Annotated in this window: 15 protein-coding genes and 1 pseudogene; 11 read left to right on the top strand and 5 right to left on the bottom strand. The window is 71.2% G+C overall.

Annotated features, from left to right (window positions below):
- Positions 1-51: 51 nt before the first annotated feature.
- Positions 52-624, top strand: a complete 573-nt coding sequence (locus ACFUJY_RS24260; protein WP_383303158.1) for a TetR/AcrR family transcriptional regulator — start codon at positions 52-54, stop codon at positions 622-624.
- 126 nt (positions 625-750) lie between these two features.
- Complete coding sequence (locus ACFUJY_RS24255) at positions 751-2979, top strand: MMPL family transporter (protein WP_383303155.1); 2229 nt, start codon at positions 751-753, stop codon at positions 2977-2979.
- Positions 2980-3123: 144 nt separating this feature from the next.
- Here the strand turns inward: ACFUJY_RS24255 and ACFUJY_RS24250 are convergent, their stop codons facing one another.
- Positions 3124-3492, bottom strand: coding sequence for an SsgA family sporulation/cell division regulator (locus tag ACFUJY_RS24250; protein ID WP_383303153.1), 369 nt, complete (start codon positions 3490-3492; stop codon positions 3124-3126).
- A gap of 199 nt (positions 3493-3691) precedes the next feature.
- On the opposite strand from ACFUJY_RS24250, the gene ACFUJY_RS24245 reads away from it, so the two are divergent.
- From ACFUJY_RS24245 to ACFUJY_RS24215, 7 genes are all read left to right on the top strand, one after another.
- A complete protein-coding gene (locus ACFUJY_RS24245) occupies positions 3692-4750 on the top strand; it encodes an energy-coupling factor ABC transporter permease (protein ID WP_383303151.1) in 1059 nt (352 codons plus the stop codon).
- A 1-nt stretch (position 4751) separates the two neighbouring features.
- Complete coding sequence (gene cbiQ, locus ACFUJY_RS24240) at positions 4752-5513, top strand: cobalt ECF transporter T component CbiQ (protein ID WP_383303149.1); 762 nt, start codon at positions 4752-4754, stop codon at positions 5511-5513.
- Positions 5510-6283, top strand: coding sequence for an energy-coupling factor ABC transporter ATP-binding protein (locus ACFUJY_RS24235; protein WP_383303147.1), 774 nt, complete (start codon positions 5510-5512; stop codon positions 6281-6283). The genes cbiQ and ACFUJY_RS24235 overlap by 4 nt, the downstream gene beginning before the upstream one ends.
- A 66-nt stretch (positions 6284-6349) precedes the next feature.
- A complete protein-coding gene (locus tag ACFUJY_RS24230; protein ID WP_383303226.1) occupies positions 6350-7510 on the top strand; it encodes a serine hydrolase domain-containing protein in 1161 nt (386 codons plus the stop codon).
- Positions 7511-7587: 77 nt separating this feature from the next.
- Complete coding sequence (locus ACFUJY_RS24225; protein WP_383303145.1) at positions 7588-8370, top strand: SDR family NAD(P)-dependent oxidoreductase; 783 nt, start codon at positions 7588-7590, stop codon at positions 8368-8370.
- An 83-nt stretch (positions 8371-8453) separates the two neighbouring features.
- On the top strand, positions 8454-9023 hold the full coding sequence (locus tag ACFUJY_RS24220; protein WP_383303143.1) for an RNA polymerase sigma factor: 570 nt from the start codon (positions 8454-8456) through the stop codon (positions 9021-9023).
- On the top strand, positions 9020-9940 hold the full coding sequence (locus ACFUJY_RS24215; protein ID WP_383303140.1) for a CU044_5270 family protein: 921 nt from the start codon (positions 9020-9022) through the stop codon (positions 9938-9940). Before ACFUJY_RS24220 ends, ACFUJY_RS24215 begins: the two co-directional genes overlap by 4 nt.
- A 176-nt stretch (positions 9941-10116) precedes the next feature.
- On the opposite strand, the gene ACFUJY_RS24210 is transcribed toward ACFUJY_RS24215, so the two are convergent.
- Positions 10117-10464, bottom strand: coding sequence for a DUF2750 domain-containing protein (locus ACFUJY_RS24210; protein WP_383303137.1), 348 nt, complete (start codon positions 10462-10464; stop codon positions 10117-10119).
- Between the two features lie 59 nt (positions 10465-10523).
- On the opposite strand from ACFUJY_RS24210, the gene ACFUJY_RS24205 reads away from it, so the two are divergent.
- A complete protein-coding gene (locus tag ACFUJY_RS24205; protein ID WP_383303134.1) occupies positions 10524-10934 on the top strand; it encodes a VOC family protein in 411 nt (136 codons plus the stop codon).
- Positions 10935-10966: 32 nt separating this feature from the next.
- On the opposite strand, the gene ACFUJY_RS24200 is transcribed toward ACFUJY_RS24205, so the two are convergent.
- Positions 10967-11452 (bottom strand): hypothetical protein, encoded by a 486-nt coding sequence (locus tag ACFUJY_RS24200; protein ID WP_383303132.1) that lies wholly within the window; start codon positions 11450-11452, stop codon positions 10967-10969.
- 164 nt (positions 11453-11616) lie between these two features.
- Here ACFUJY_RS24200 and ACFUJY_RS24195 point away from each other — a divergent pair.
- Positions 11617-11790: pseudogene (locus ACFUJY_RS24195) on the top strand (NUDIX hydrolase); the annotation flags it as partial.
- A gap of 2 nt (positions 11791-11792) precedes the next feature.
- Here the strand turns inward: ACFUJY_RS24195 and ACFUJY_RS24190 are convergent.
- Both ACFUJY_RS24190 and ACFUJY_RS24185 read right to left on the bottom strand, forming a co-directional pair.
- The gene (locus tag ACFUJY_RS24190) at positions 11793-12602 is read right to left on the bottom strand and encodes a class I SAM-dependent methyltransferase (RefSeq protein WP_383303129.1); all 810 of its coding nucleotides are present in this window, start codon (positions 12600-12602) and stop codon (positions 11793-11795) included.
- Positions 12599-13996 carry an XRE family transcriptional regulator gene (locus ACFUJY_RS24185; protein ID WP_383303125.1) on the bottom strand — a complete coding sequence of 466 codons (1398 nt, stop codon included), beginning with the start codon at positions 13994-13996 and terminating at the stop codon, positions 12599-12601. The genes ACFUJY_RS24190 and ACFUJY_RS24185 overlap by 4 nt, the downstream gene beginning before the upstream one ends.
- Between the last annotated feature and the right edge of the window lie 211 nt (positions 13997-14207).

Here is a 14207-nt window from a genome sequence, read left to right as displayed (position 1 = left end):
TGCTGTACGAAACGGTTTCGTTCGATGACTCATCGGACAGGAGGTCGAACCATGGCACGCACACGGCTCACGCCCGAGCGTGAGAGCGAGCTGTACGCCGCCGTGCTCGACCTGCTCCGCGAAGTCGGTTACGACGCCCTCACGATGGACGCCGTCGCCGCCCGTACGCATTCCAGCAAGGCCACCCTCTACCGCCAGTGGGGGAGCAAGCCGGCGCTCGTCGTCACGGCCCTCCGGCACAACAAACCCGGCACCCTCGGCGACGTCGACACCGGCTCGCTGCGCGGTGACTTCCACGCCGTACTCAGCCGCAGTGACGACTGTCAGATGGAGAAGGACGCCGCGCTGATGCGGGGTCTGAGCCATGCCGTCCACAACAACCCCGACCTCCTGCAGGCCCTGCGCGAACTGTTCGTCGCACCGGAGATGACCGGTCTCGACACGCTGCTGCGCCGGGCCGTGGACCGGGGAGAGGTGAGCCCGGACAACCCGGCGCTCAGATACGTACCGCACATGCTGATCGGCGCCTTCGCCACTCGGCAGCTGGTCGAGGACCGCCCCGTCGACCACGCATTCCTCCTCGACTACGTCGACTCCGTGATCCTCCCCGCTCTCGGAGCCTGACCTTCTCGGTCCCCGCGCTTTTCCGTACGGCCCCCTCCCCAAGCCCCACCTGACACGCCGCTCTCGTCGTCGGGCTGGTTCCTCACGCCCATTTCCACTCAACGACCTGACCGGGAGTACGCCTCCGTGGCCACATTCCTCTACAAGCTCGGACGGCTCGCCTTCCGGCGCCGCCGCTATGTCGCCCTGATCTGGGTGGCACTGCTGGCGCTCGCCGGGTTCGGCGCGTCCTCCGCAGCCACCGCGACCTCCAGCTCCTTCTCCATCCCCGGTACGGAAGCCCAGAAGGCATTCGACCTGCTGGAACAGCGCTTCCCGTCGTCCAGTGCCGACGGCGCCACCGCGCGCATCGTCTTCAAGGCCCCCGAGCACGAGAAGATGACCGACGCGGCCAACAAGGCCGAGGTCGACAAGATCACCCGGGAGCTGAAGGAAGGCTCCGACCAGATCGCCTCGGTCACCGACCCGTACACCGGCGACGCCGTCTCCAAGAACGGCTCCACCGCGTACATCTCGGTGTCGTACAAGGTCAACTCGATGGAGCTGACCGACGCGACCCGGGACGCGCTGGAGGACGCGGGCACCCACGCCCAGAAGAGCGGGATGACCGTGGAGATCGGTGGTGACGCGCTCCAGGTGATGCCGGAGACCGGCGCCACCGAGGTCATCGGCATCGCGCTGGCCGCCGTGGTGCTCGTCATCACCTTCGGCTCGCTCATCGCGGCCGGGCTGCCGCTGCTCACCGCCCTGATCGGGGTCGGCATCGGCGTCTCCACGATCACCGCCCTGGCCAACGTGCTCGACCTGGGCAGCACGACCTCCACGCTCGCGATGATGATCGGCCTCGCCGTCGGCATCGACTACGCGCTGTTCATCGTCTCCCGCTACCGCGCCGAGCTGGCCGAGGGCCGGGAACGCGAGGAGGCGGCGGGCCGGGCGGTCGGCACCGCCGGGTCCGCGGTCGTCTTCGCCGGGCTCACCGTGATCATCGCCCTCGTCGGCCTGGCCGTCGTCAACATCCCGATGCTCTCCAAGATGGGCTTCGCCGCGGCCGGCACGGTCGCCATCGCGGTCCTCATCGCCCTCACCCTCGTCCCGGCCATGCTCGGCTTCGTGGGCAAGCGCATCGTGGGGCGCAAGGCGCGCAAGGCCGCCGAGGCGGCGGACCAGCCCGAGGCGAAGCCGAACATGGGCACCCGCTGGGCCCGGTTCGTGCTGCGCAAGCCGGTCTGGGTGCTGCTCGTCGGCGTCCTGGGCCTCGGTGCCATCGCCGTACCGGCCGCCTCGCTGGAGATGGGCCTGCCGGACGACGGCTCCCAGCCCACCAGCACCACCCAGCGCCGCGCCTACGACCTGCTGTCCGAGGGCTTCGGTCCCGGCTTCAACGGGCCGCTGCTCGTCGTCGTGGACACCGAGGACAGTGCGGACGGCAAGGCCGCGGCCCAGCAGGTCGGCGACGAGATCGCCGGGATCAAGGGCGTCGTCGCCGTCACCCCGGCCACGTTCAACAAGGCCGGCGACGCGGCGATGATCACCGTCGTCCCGAAGGACCGCCCCAGCTCCGTCGAGACGGAGAACGTGGTCCACGCGATCCGCGACGCGGGCGAGGACATCAAGTCCGACACCGGCGCCGAGGTGCTGGTCACCGGCTCCACCGCGATGAACATCGACTTCTCGCAGAAGATGAACGACGCGCTGCTGCCGTACCTGGCGCTCGTCGTCGGCCTCGCCTTCCTGCTGCTGATGGTGGTCTTCCGGTCGGTGCTGGTGCCGCTGAAGGCGGCGCTCGGCTTCCTGCTCTCGGTCGTCGCGGCCCTGGGCGCGGTCGTCGCGGTCTTCCAGTGGGGCTGGCTCGGCTCGCTCTTCGGGGTCGAGCAGACCGGTCCGATCATGTCGATGATGCCGATCTTCATGGTGGGCGTGGTCTTCGGCCTCGCGATGGACTACGAGGTCTTCCTCGTCACGCGGATGCGTGAGGCGTACGTCCACGGCGAGAAGCCCGGCCAGGCCATCGTCACCGGCTTCAAGCACGGGGCGCGGGTCGTCACGGCCGCCGCCGTGATCATGATCGCGGTGTTCTCCGGGTTCATCGGCTCCAGCGAGCAGATGATCAAGATGATCGGCTTCTCGCTGGCGATCGCCGTCTTCTTCGACGCATTCATCGTGCGCATGGCGATCGTGCCGGCCGTCCTGGCGCTGCTCGGCAAGCGTGCCTGGTGGCTGCCGCGCTGGCTGGACCGCGCGCTGCCCAACGTGGACGTCGAGGGCGAGGGCCTGCGCAAGGAGCTGGACGAGCCGTCGGCCGGCGACGGCGGTCCGGAGTCCGGCGGCGAGCGCGAGCTGATCCGGGTCTGATCCCGATCCGCGGGTGAGCCGCGCGGACCGACTCCGGGGCCGCGTCCGAGCGGTGCGCGGCCCCGGGAGCCCGGGTTGCCTGTGGGGACGGGGGGCCGGGGCGGCGAGAGCCCCCGTGCACGGTGCACGGGGGCTCTCGCCGTGTCAGGCGCGGGCGGTCTCCGGCCTCGGCGCCTCGTGGTGCGGCGCCTCCTGATGCGTGCGCCGCAGGAAGCGGACCAGCGGGGCGCAGTCGAACTGGACGACATCGACGCCGGCCGCCTCGTGCCGCTCCATGATCACCTGGACCCTGCCGCACGGCCATATCCGCCAGCCGTCCTGCTCGACCGGATAGCGCAGCCCGCGCTCCAGGAGCTCGCGCTCGACGGTCCACTCCGTGCCGCCCGGGTAGGCGATGCGGACCGTCGCGGGGGAGTCCGCGGCGTCGAACCGCAGCTCGACCGGGACGACGGGCAGGTCGCGGGCGTCGGTGACGAGCCGGGCGCGTGCATGGTCATGGATCACGGAGGACATGGGCCGACTCTCCATCCTGCTTCTGCAACTCTGTTATCTAATGTCCCATATTTTACGTAAAGGGCACTATGGAGGGCCTCTGCAGTTGTGAGGGACGCGCTCTTGCGAACGCTTCGCAACAAGGTCCTATCATTGAGAGGTTCACGACCCCGCGCACCCGGCGCAGCCACGCGAGAACGCAGGAAGCGGAGCCTCCCCCATGCATGTACCCGACGGATTCATCAACGCACCTGTCTCCGCCGTCACAGGCGTCGTCGCCGCCGGAGCCGTCGCCGTCAGCCTGAAGGGGGCCCGCCGGGAGCTGGATGAGCGGACCGCGCCGCTGGCCGGGCTCGTCGCCGCCTTCATCTTCGCCGTGCAGATGCTGAACTTCCCGGTCGCCGCCGGCACCAGCGGCCACCTGCTCGGCGGGGCACTCGCGGCGATCCTCGTCGGGCCGTACACGGGCGTGCTCTGCATATCCGTCGTCCTGCTGATGCAGGGCATCCTCTTCGCCGACGGCGGCCTCACCGCGCTCGGCGTCAACATCCTCGACATGGGCGTCGTCACCACCGTCGTCGCGTACGCCCTCTTCCGCGGCCTGCTCGGCGTGCTGCCGCGCACCCGGCGCTCCGTCACCGCCGCCTCGTTCGTCGCCGCACTGGTCTCCGTACCGGCCGCCGCCTGCGCCTTCACGCTGATCTACTGGATCGGCGGGACCACCGACATCCCGATCGGCAAGGTCTTCACCGCCATGGGCGGCGTCCACGTCCTCATCGGCATCGGCGAGGCCCTGATCACCGCGCTCACCGTCGGCGCCGTCGTCGCCGTCCGCCCCGACCTGGTCCACGGCGCGAAGGGCCTCGCCGCCCCGCTCAAGCTCCGCGTCGACGGCGAACTGGTCGACGCCCCGGAGCCCGCCCGCGAGCCCGCCCCCGCCGCGCACCGCCCGACCCGCGGCCTCTGGGTCACCGGCCTGGTCACCGCCCTCGTGCTGGCCGGATTCGTCTCCTTCTACGCCTCCGCCGACCCGGACGGCCTGGAGAAGGTCGCCGCCGACAAGGGCATCGACCGGGAGGCCAAGGAGCACGCCACCGCGGACTCCCCGCTCGCCGACTACGGCGTCAAGGACGTCTCCGACGCCCGGCTGTCCGGCGGCCTCGCCGGTGTGATCGGCGTCGGCGCCACCCTGGTCGCGGGCAGCGGCGCCTTCTACGTGGTCTCGCGCCGCCGCCGTACGCAGGGCGAGGCCGGCACCCGTACCGAGGAGAAGGTCTGACATGGGCGCGGGCCACGCGCACAAGCTCTACCGGCACGGGCACTCACCGGTCCACGACCTGCCGCCGCACTGCAAGCTCGCCGCCGTGTTCTGCTTCGTCGTGGTCGTCGTCTCCACCCCGCGCGAGGCCGTCTGGGCCTTCGGGCTGTACGCGCTGCTCATCGCGGGCGTCACCGCGCTCGCCCGCATCCCGGCCGGCTTCCTGCTCAAGCGGCTGCTGATCGAGGTGCCGTTCGTCGCGTTCGCCCTGCTCATGCCGTTCGTCGTGCCCGGCGAGCAGACCCACGTCCTCGGCCTCTCCGTCAGCGTCCCCGGCCTCTGGGGCGCCTGGAACGTGCTGGCCAAGGGCACGCTCGGGGTCGCCGCCTCCGTGCTGCTCGCCTCCACCACCGAACTGCGCGAACTGCTGCTCGGCCTCCAGCGCCTCAAGCTGCCGCCGCTGCTCGTCCAGATCGCCTCCTTCATGATCCGGTACGGCGACGTGATCACCGACGAGATGCGCCGCATGTCCGTCGCCCGCCGTTCCCGGGGCTTCGAGGCCCGTGGCGTACGGCACTGGGGCGTCCTCGCCAAGTCGGCCGGGGCCCTGTTCATCCGCTCCTACGAGCGCGGCGAACGCGTCCACCTCGCGATGGTCAGCCGGGGCTACGCGGGCACCATGCCCGTCATCGACCAGGTGACCGCCTCGCGCACCCAGTGGGCGTACGCCTCGGCCCTCCCGCTGCTCGCCCTCGCGGTGTGTCTGGTGGGATGGACCGTATGAGCCCCGACCCCGCCCCCGTACCGCCCTCCCTGGAGGTCAGCGGCCTCGCGTACGCGTATCCCGACGGCCACCAGGCGCTCTTCGGCGTCGACCTGACCGTCGGACGCGGCGAACGCGTCGCGCTCCTCGGCCCGAACGGCGCCGGCAAGACCACCCTCGTCCTCCACCTCAACGGCATCCTGGACGCGGGCGCCGGGTCGGTGCGCGTCGCCGGACTGCCGGTGGACAAGCGCAACATGGCCGAGATCCGCCGCCGCGTCGGCATCGTCTTCCAGGACCCCGACGACCAGCTCTTCATGCCCACCGTCCGCGAGGACGTCGCCTTCGGGCCCGCCGCCGGGGGACTGCGCGGCGCGGAGCTGGAGGAGCGGGTCATGGAGGCGCTGACCCGGGTCGGCATGGAGGAGTACGCGGGCCGGCCGCCGCACCACCTCTCCTTCGGCCAGCGCCGCCGCGTCGCCGTCGCCACCGTCCTCGCCATGCGCCCGGAGATCCTGGTCCTGGACGAGCCCTCCTCCAACCTCGACCCGGCCTCCCGGCGCGAACTCGCCGACATCCTGCGCTCCCTGGACGTCACCGTCCTGATGGTCACGCACGACCTGCCGTACGCGCTGGAGCTCTGCCCCCGCGCGGTGATCCTCAGCGAAGGGGTCATCGCCGCCGACGACCGCACCCAGGACCTCCTCTGCGACGAGCCCCTGATGCGCGCCCACCGCCTGGAGCTGCCCTTCGGCTTCGATCCGCGTTCCGTGACGGTGAATTCGGGGTGACCCGCCCCACCCCTCACCTGCGGTGCCGTGCACCATGGGGGGATGAGCGGCAGTGCGGCAGCAGGCGTGGACGTACGGGGCACGGCGGCGCCCGGATTCGAAGCGGTCCGGGACGCGTTCGTCCGTAACTTCGAGCAGCGCGGGGACCGGGGGGCGGCGGTCGCCGTCTACCGGCACGGGCGCAAGGTGGTCGACCTGTGGGCCGGCACCAGAGACGTGGACGGCACCGAGCCCTGGGCCGTCGACACCGTCCAGGTCGTCCGCTCGGCCGGCAAGGGCATCGCCGCCGCCGTCCCGCTGCTGCTCCACCAGCGCGGCCAGATCGACCTGCACGCCCCGGTCTCCACGTACTGGCCGGAGTTCAAGGCGAACGGCAAGGAACGCGTCCTCGTCCGCCACCTCCTCGCCCACCGGGCCGGCGTCCCGGCCCTGGACCGGCCGCTGACCCCGGAGGAGGCCGCGGACGGGGTGAGCGGGGCGCACGCCGTCGCCGCCCAGGCCCCGGCCTGGGAGCCCGGCGAGGCGCACGGCTACCACGCGCAGACCTTCAGCTGGCTCCTCGGCGAACTCGTGCGGCGCGTCACCGGCCGCACCGTCGGACGCTGGGTCGCCGAGGAGATCGCCCGCCCGCTCGGCCTCGACTTCTGGTTCGGCATCCCCGGCGACGAGGCCCACCGGGTCGGCCGGATCGGGCCCGTCGAGCCGCCGGCCACCGAGAACACCGGGGCGCTGCGGATGCGCCCGAAGCGGTCCGTCGTGGACGCCTACCGCGACCCGGAGTCGCTGACCCGGCGGGCGTTCGGCGCGATCGACCCGCTGCCCGACGAGAACGACGCGGCGTACCGGGCGGCCGAGCTCCCCGCGTCCAACGGCACCGCGACCGCCCGCGGCCTGGCCCGCTGCTACGCCGCGATGATCGGCCCGGTCGACGGCCAGCGGCTGTTCGCCCCGGCGACCCTGACGCTCGCCCGCACCGAGGAGTCGGCGGGCCCGGACCAGGTCCTCGTCGTCAACACCCGCTTCGGCCTCGGCTACATGCTCCACGGCCCGGCGAGCCCGCTCCTCGCGCCCGGCTCCTTCGGGCACCCCGGCCGGGGCGGCTCGCTGGGCTTCGCGGACCCCGAGTCGGGGATCGCCTTCGGGTACGTGACGAACGGCCTCCAGAAGGGAGTCACCGCCGACCCCCGGGCCCAGGCCCTGGTGCGGGCGGTCCGGTCGGCGCTGTGACCGGTGGGCGCTCCGGGGGAGTCGCGGCCGGCCGCCCCCGGGGCCCGGGTCCGGGGGCGCGCGGTACGGTCGGCGTCATGACTCCTGCGCGCTTCGACGGATACGGCGTCCTCATCACCGGTGCGGGCCGGGGCATCGGCGCCGCCACCGCCCGCCTGATGGCCGCGGAGGGCGCCCGCGTCCTCGTCACCGACCTCGACGGCGAGCGGGCGGAGACCGTGGCGGCGGAGATCCGGGCGGGCGGCGGCACGGCCGAGGCGCTCGCCTGCGACGTGGCGGACCGGGCGGCGATCGAGGCGGCGGTGGCGCACGCCGTGGCGGCGTTCGGCGGGCTCGACGTCCTCGTCAACAACGCGTACTCCTGCAACGTCGACAGCACGCTCTTCGAGGACGAGCCGGACGAGATCTGGGACCGCGACCTCGACATCACGCTGGGCGGCGCGTACCGCTGCGCGCGGGCCGCGATGCCGCACCTCGCCGCGTCCGGGCGGGGCGCGATCGTCTCCGTCGGCTCCGTCAACGGCCTGCAGGACTTCGGCAACCACGCCTACAGCGCCGCGAAGGCGGGCCTCGCGAGCCTCACCCGCACCCTCGCCGGCCACGCGGGCCCGCGCGGGGTCCGGGCCAACCTCGTCGTCCCGGGCACCATCCGCACCGACGCCTGGGCGGGCCGCGAGGCCGAACTGGACCGGATCACCCCGCTCTACCCGCTGGGCCGGGTCGGCGAACCGGAGGACATCGCGAAGGCCGTCGCGTTCCTCGCCTCCTCGGACGCGGAGTGGATCACCGGCACGTCGCTGTGCGTGGACGGCGGGCTCACGGCGGTCAACACGGGGTTCCGGGCGGCGGTTTCGGAGTAGCCCGAGCCGCCCGCGAACGCTCGGGGCACTCCTGTGCAAGTACGGGGTGAGACCGCCGCCCGGCGGTCCCGGACAGGAGACCCATGGACCCGGACGAGGATCTGCTCACTCGTTCCGCACGTGAACCCACGGCCTTCGAGCCGCTGGTCGCCCGGCACTCCGCCGCCCTGCACGGCTACCTCGTACGCCGTGCCCCGGCCGCCGCGGACGACCTGCTCTCCGAGGTGTGGCTCCAGGCGTACGCCCACCGCGCGACGTTCGACGCCGCGCGCGGCTCCGCCCGGGGCTGGCTGTTCGGCGTCGCCCGCAACGTGCTGTCCCGCCACCGGCAGACCGCGGCGCGCGCCGCGGCCCACGCCGAGCCGGGGCCCGACGCCGACGCCGCGACGGCCGACCCCTGGCAGGCCGTCGACCAGCGCCTGGACGCGGCCTCGGTGGCTCCGGAGCTGCGCCGCGGACTCGCCGGACTCCCCGCCTCGGAGCGCGAACTGCTGCTGCTCGTGGCCTGGGAGCAGCTGACCCCCGCCGAGGCGGCCACCGCCGTCGGCATTCCCGCCGGAACCGCCCGTTCCCGCCTGCACCGGGCCCGTGCCCGCCTGCGCGACGGACTGACCGGCCCCGCCCGTACGACCCTGACGGGAGATTTCGCATGACGCACGAGAACCGCCCCACGGACCTGATGGACTTCCCCGGCGCCGCCGCCCTGGAACGCGCCGGCCGCACCGAACCCCTCGACCCGGCGGTCCAGGCACGGGCCCACTCCCTGGTCCTGGAGGCGATCGCGGCGGACGCCTCGGCCCCGGCCGCCGTCGCCGCGCCCCGCTTCGGACGCCGCCGGGTGCTCGCCCTCGCGGCGGCCGTCGCGGCGGTGGCGGTGGGCGCGGCGGTCCTCCCGGTCACCGACTTCGGCGGCGACGGCCCGGCGGCGAGCGCGTCGGCGTCGGAGGTGTTCACGAGCATGGCGGACCGGGTGGCGGGAGGACCGGCCGCTTCGGCCCCGTACTGGAAGACGACCGTCCGGACGTGGACCGAGGGGCACCGGGCCCACACCGACGACATCTACCTGGCCCGCGACGGGGTCGTCGTCAAGTCGGAGGACGGCCGCACGACCACCAAGAAGAGCTTGAACCTGGCCACGTGGCAGGTCGGTGCGAGGCGGATCGGCTGGGACGACCTGGACACCGTCCCCACCCGCCCCGACGCGCTTCGCGCCGCGCTCTCGGCCGGCGCGAAGGACTCCGCCGCCGCACAGACCGTCCTCCAGGCCGGCGACCTGCTCACCGACGCCCCCATCTCGCCGAAGCTGAGGGCAGCGCTCTACCGCGTCCTGGCGGACACGCAGGGCGCGGAGGTGACGGAGGGCGTCAAGGACGCCACGGGCCGCACGGGCACCCGTATCTCCTGGAAGTGGAAGGAGAGGCCCGGCTACAAGATCTACAACCCGAGCTGGATCGTGCAACCGTCCACCGGCCGCCTTCTGGAACGCGACTACGCCCCCGCCGGCAAGGACGGCCACATCACCGACCGCGACACCTACCTGTACGCGGGCCCGGCGAAGACCACGGGGTGAGTTCCCCCGCCGCCCACGGCCGCACGGCGGACGGCCGCCGGGTCGTGGGCGGCGGCGCGGTCCACACCCGGTCCACCGGGCCGGCCCGGTCACCGGAGGAGCCCCCTGCTTCATCGTGGAGTGGCCCGGCTCCTCGTCCGGCCCTTCCCGCTCACCGTTTCCGGCCCGGCCGGACGTCAACTGCGGGCAGTGAAAAGCCGGTTGTGCACTTCCGAGACGGTGAAGCTCCAGCCGACCAGGCGCGGTCCGCTCCAGTTGACGCCGATCACGAGCCCGTCCCGTGCCGCGTCGGGCAGAACGTGCTCGCACCAGGTGTCCAAAGGCATGGATTCGACCCGTAGCTCGTTCCCCCAGATCGCCGCTGCTCGACGAGCGCGTGCCGAGGTCGACCAGAAGGGAAGGCTCCGCGTGCCGTCCGCGGAGAGGTGGGTCGGACTCCCGTCGTCATTCTGGACAAGCCAGACCACTCGGTTCCGGCGAACGTCGCGGAAGAACGCAGCCGCTTGCGAACCGCTCTGACTCATGGGCGCCGAGCCTACTGGCCCCCGTGGAGACGGGTCGGAGCGTGTGCCAGGATCGCGGGATGCTGCGACTCACCGATTTCATCATCGACTGCCCGGACACGATGAAGCTGGCTTCCTTCTACTCCGAGGTGACAGGCCGCCCGGTGAAGGAACGCAGCTCCGAGGACTGGGCCGGCATCCGGTTCGGCGAGATCGAGCTGGCGTTCATCCGGGTGGACGACTACCGCGCTCCTCAGTGGCCCGACAGCGAGCACCCCAAGCAGTTCCACCTCGACTTCGAAGTGGACGACATCGAGTCGGAGCAGCGCCGCGTCCTCGACCTCGGCGCGACGCTGAGGCAGGACTTCATCGGCCCCAACGGCTACGGCTGGCGGGTCTACACCGACCCGGTCGGCCACCCCTTCTGCCTGTGCCGCAACAAGGGCGTCATCTGGACCGACGAGGGCCCGGTCTGGCCCGAGCGCGGCTAGCCCTTCGGCTCGTAGCGGTTGGTCAGCGCGTCTCAGCCCCTTCGGCAGGCACCCTCGGGCCATACGACCTCAACCGGCAGCCCGATCGTCCGGGCCTCCGCCACCGTGTCGGCGGTGCCGCCACGGCCGTTGCCCGGCTGACCGTCCCACACGGCGACGCCCCTGTCCGCCCGGCGGAGAAGTGCGCTGTTCGCGGCCTCGTACGCTTCCCGGTTCGCCTCGTCGTACGGCATCACGGCCACTTCGGCGGCGGCCTGGTGAAGGCGGTCGAACTCGGCCACGTAGTCGGGCTTGACCTTGGCCTCTCGATAGTCCTGGGACGGCACGACGACGATCAACCGACCGCCGAGAGACAGAACCGCGTCGGCGAACAGAGCATCCGCCCCCTTCGCGATGCAGGAGACCCCGGTCAGCCCCTCCTCGACGTAACGACCGAGCAGCGCCACTAGCGCCTCACGGACCAGCGGCACGCTCTCTTCAGCGAGGTCCATGTGTCCGGTCACCGCGATTACGGTCATCCCGTCCCCCTTCGGGTCAGTTCGCCAGTAGCTCGCGGATGCTATCGCGGGCCTCTCGTACGGCCCTGCTCTCCGAGCGGCCAACGGTGTACTGGTACAAGCCCCCAAGCCGTGTCCGGACTCGGCTGGACTGGGTGAGCGACGCGGCCGCGACTGCCTGTTGGGTCTTCCGCGCCGACGGAGCGACGTACGAGGGGCCTCCGACCGAGAAGAACGAGCCGGACCGGATCGAGTGGGTCCCGCTGGCGGATGTGCGGCGCATGATCGACCGCCGCGAGATCGTCAGCAGCGGCTCCCTGGTCGGGCTGCTCCACGTACTCATGGACGAGGCGATCTGACCTCACCGGCAGACGAGCATGCCGCCGAGGCAGGTGACACGGAAGACACCCTCAGCCCAAATGACCTCGTCGACCCGCTCCCGCGCGCGCTCGATCGTCTCCTGGAACGGGACGCCCATCCTGTCCGCCCAGGCTTCGTACGAGGTCAGGTGCGCGACGACCGGTTCTGCGTCGGTCACCTCAATCACCCCAGGGAGGGGGATCGTGCGGATTTCGCCGAAGGCCGCACCGAGGATCGCCGGTGCATCCTCCAGCGTGAATCGAGCGGACAACTGCACTCGGTCCGGACCCTCCTGACAACCCAGCACATCGCCTGCGGCCCGGCGCCAAAGGTGTTCAAGCTCCCGCTTGTCGGTCCGGCTGTTCGTGGAGACGATCGCGATGCCGCCCGGTGCCAGTACGCGCGCCAACTCCCTTACAGCCTGGGCCTGGTCTTCGACGTGGTAGAGCATGTGAAGCGCCAGAACCGCCCCCAGGCATCCATCCGCGATGGGCAACTGCTGGACGTCCGCGACGACCGCTCCGGGGATCGCGCCGACGATGCCGGGTGAGACATCCACGGGCAGCACGTCCAGGTCGGGCCGGTCGTCCCGCACCCGGGCAACGAACTTCCCGTTGCCGCAACCCACGTCAGCGACCACACCGCGCACGTCCGTCAGTTCGTCAACGACGATGCCCGGAAGGTCGTAGCGCGGGGTCTGCCACTTGTAGAGGGACTGACGTGCGGCCAAGTGCTGACCCGTCCCGTACGCCTTGGTGGCAAGAAGGCCGCGATCGGTCACCAGACGGTCAGGCGTGGGTTGGTCGGTCATCGGGGCTCCGTAGGATTGCCGGCGAGACTGGGCCGGACTGTCACCTCGTGAATGTGCGCGCGGAGATCGACTGCCGACCGTGCGCCACGGTACGGCTCGCTGCCGAGGAGCGCGGCCAGATTACGAAGCCTGATGGTGATGCTTGCCGTGTATGTCTCGGCGCCGAACACCTCCGAGAGTTTCGCTCCGGCTCCTTCGACGTCTCCGCCGGCTAGGTAGGCAGTGGCCAGGTCCAGATGGGCGGCCTGTAGATCGCCGGGGGAGCGGTCGCCTTCCGGCCCGCCCCGGTACAGCTCAACTGCACGGTTGGAAGCGTTTATGGCTTGCCGAATCTGCTCGCCACCCCCGACGGCCAGCAGCGTGGTCCCGGCGTACGCCCACTGCTTGGCCTTGGGAAACGAGAAGACCCCGGGAAACTCGTCGGGTCCCGCAGTACCACGCGCCTCGTGGGCCAGTGCCAGTGTCCGCAGAGCGTTGCGATTGTCCCCTGAGGCTGCACGTGCACGAGCCTCCAGACTCAGTAGCCGAGCCTTGACTGTTCCCGTGCCCAGGCCCTCACGCTGACCGGCCTGCGCAAGGTCTCCTGCTCTCCGGTAGTCCCCCGCCCAGTAGGCGATCAGGGACTGAAAAGACCGTGCCCAAGCGCGTAATGGTGAGTGCTCCGAGATCTCCGCACACTGCACCACAGTGCGGACATGCGTAGCCGCCGCGGAGCGGTTGCCCAGGTCGAACGATGCGTGGGCTGCGAGTCCGGAAAGCCACCCCGCAATCACGTAGAGGCGACGGGTCTGGCTGGGGTGCTGACGCCCCTCCAGTAACTGGAACACGCCACTCTGAGCTGTGCGAATCTCCGGGATCAGAAGAGGCACTGGCCGACTGACGAAGTCCCGGGCGAGCCGTTCGACATCAGCATCGAACTGCTCCAGCACGAGCGTGTTGACGTTGGTCTCCGCCGCGTGACGAGCGAGCCTCGCGGAGAGCCCCGTATCCGCAGCTAGGGAGCGCGCACCCTCGCGCGCGCCTGGTAGTCCGGCGATGAGGGGTTCGATGACTGAGGCCGGCGCTTCGGCCGGTTTCCTGGGCTTGGTCGTCAGGCTCGGTGGAGCTTCCCAGGAGCGCCGGGCAAGGCCGAGCATGTGTCCGGGGATGCGGAGGCCGTCTGAGATCCGCTCGATCACGTCCATGTGCAGCAACTGCCGCCGTCCGGCGATCACCTCGCCCACACGGCTCGGGGTCAGGTCGCAGCGACGCGCGACCATCGACGGATAGATGCCTGCTCGCGCTTTTACCAGCTGAAAGATACGGCCGAAGTCCCGGGCCTGGCATGCCTCGATCATCACCGGGTCCGTGAGCAGGCTGACCGGGAGTTCCTTCGAGCGGGATGGCTCGGGCATCGGGCACGCTCCAGCATGAGGATTACGAACTGCTGCGACTGGCCTACTGAGGGTGATGTTACCCAGGTTGGGTAATCCGCTTGGCCTTTCTGGCGGGGGCCGTGGATCGAGATGCTCCTGGTCATGGCGAACGGACAGAACGAGGTACGGATGACGTTGCGGGTTTCCCGCGACTCCGGCCGGACGTGGGGGCCTCTCACGGCGGTACGCG

Source organism: Streptomyces sp. NPDC057249 (genome assembly GCF_042669245.1).
Taxonomy (GTDB): Bacteria; Actinomycetota; Actinomycetes; order Streptomycetales; family Streptomycetaceae; genus Streptomyces.
The sequence above is the reverse complement of the archived record's forward strand: the minus strand, read 5'-3'. Positions and strand labels throughout refer to the sequence as shown.

What these genes read in the sequence shown, in the direction of transcription:
- cbiQ (WP_383303149.1), top strand. Translation starts at nt 4,752, where the DNA reads ATGGGCGCGGGCCACGCGCACAAGCTCTACCGGCACGGGCACTCACCG.
- ACFUJY_RS24190 (WP_383303129.1), bottom strand. Translation starts at nt 12,602, where the DNA reads ATGACCGACCAACCCACGCCTGACCGTCTGGTGACCGATCGCGGCCTT.
- ACFUJY_RS24235 (WP_383303147.1), top strand. Translation starts at nt 5,510, where the DNA reads ATGAGCCCCGACCCCGCCCCCGTACCGCCCTCCCTGGAGGTCAGCGGC.
- ACFUJY_RS24220 (WP_383303143.1), top strand. Translation starts at nt 8,454, where the DNA reads ATGGACCCGGACGAGGATCTGCTCACTCGTTCCGCACGTGAACCCACG.
- ACFUJY_RS24200 (WP_383303132.1), bottom strand. Translation starts at nt 11,452, where the DNA reads ATGACCGTAATCGCGGTGACCGGACACATGGACCTCGCTGAAGAGAGC.
- ACFUJY_RS24225 (WP_383303145.1), top strand. Translation starts at nt 7,588, where the DNA reads ATGACTCCTGCGCGCTTCGACGGATACGGCGTCCTCATCACCGGTGCG.
- ACFUJY_RS24185 (WP_383303125.1), bottom strand. Translation starts at nt 13,996, where the DNA reads ATGCCCGAGCCATCCCGCTCGAAGGAACTCCCGGTCAGCCTGCTCACG.
- ACFUJY_RS24250 (WP_383303153.1), bottom strand. Translation starts at nt 3,492, where the DNA reads ATGTCCTCCGTGATCCATGACCATGCACGCGCCCGGCTCGTCACCGAC.
- ACFUJY_RS24210 (WP_383303137.1), bottom strand. Translation starts at nt 10,464, where the DNA reads ATGAGTCAGAGCGGTTCGCAAGCGGCTGCGTTCTTCCGCGACGTTCGC.
- ACFUJY_RS24260 (WP_383303158.1), top strand. Translation starts at nt 52, where the DNA reads ATGGCACGCACACGGCTCACGCCCGAGCGTGAGAGCGAGCTGTACGCC.
- ACFUJY_RS24205 (WP_383303134.1), top strand. Translation starts at nt 10,524, where the DNA reads ATGCTGCGACTCACCGATTTCATCATCGACTGCCCGGACACGATGAAG.
- ACFUJY_RS24215 (WP_383303140.1), top strand. Translation starts at nt 9,020, where the DNA reads ATGACGCACGAGAACCGCCCCACGGACCTGATGGACTTCCCCGGCGCC.
- ACFUJY_RS24245 (WP_383303151.1), top strand. Translation starts at nt 3,692, where the DNA reads ATGCATGTACCCGACGGATTCATCAACGCACCTGTCTCCGCCGTCACA.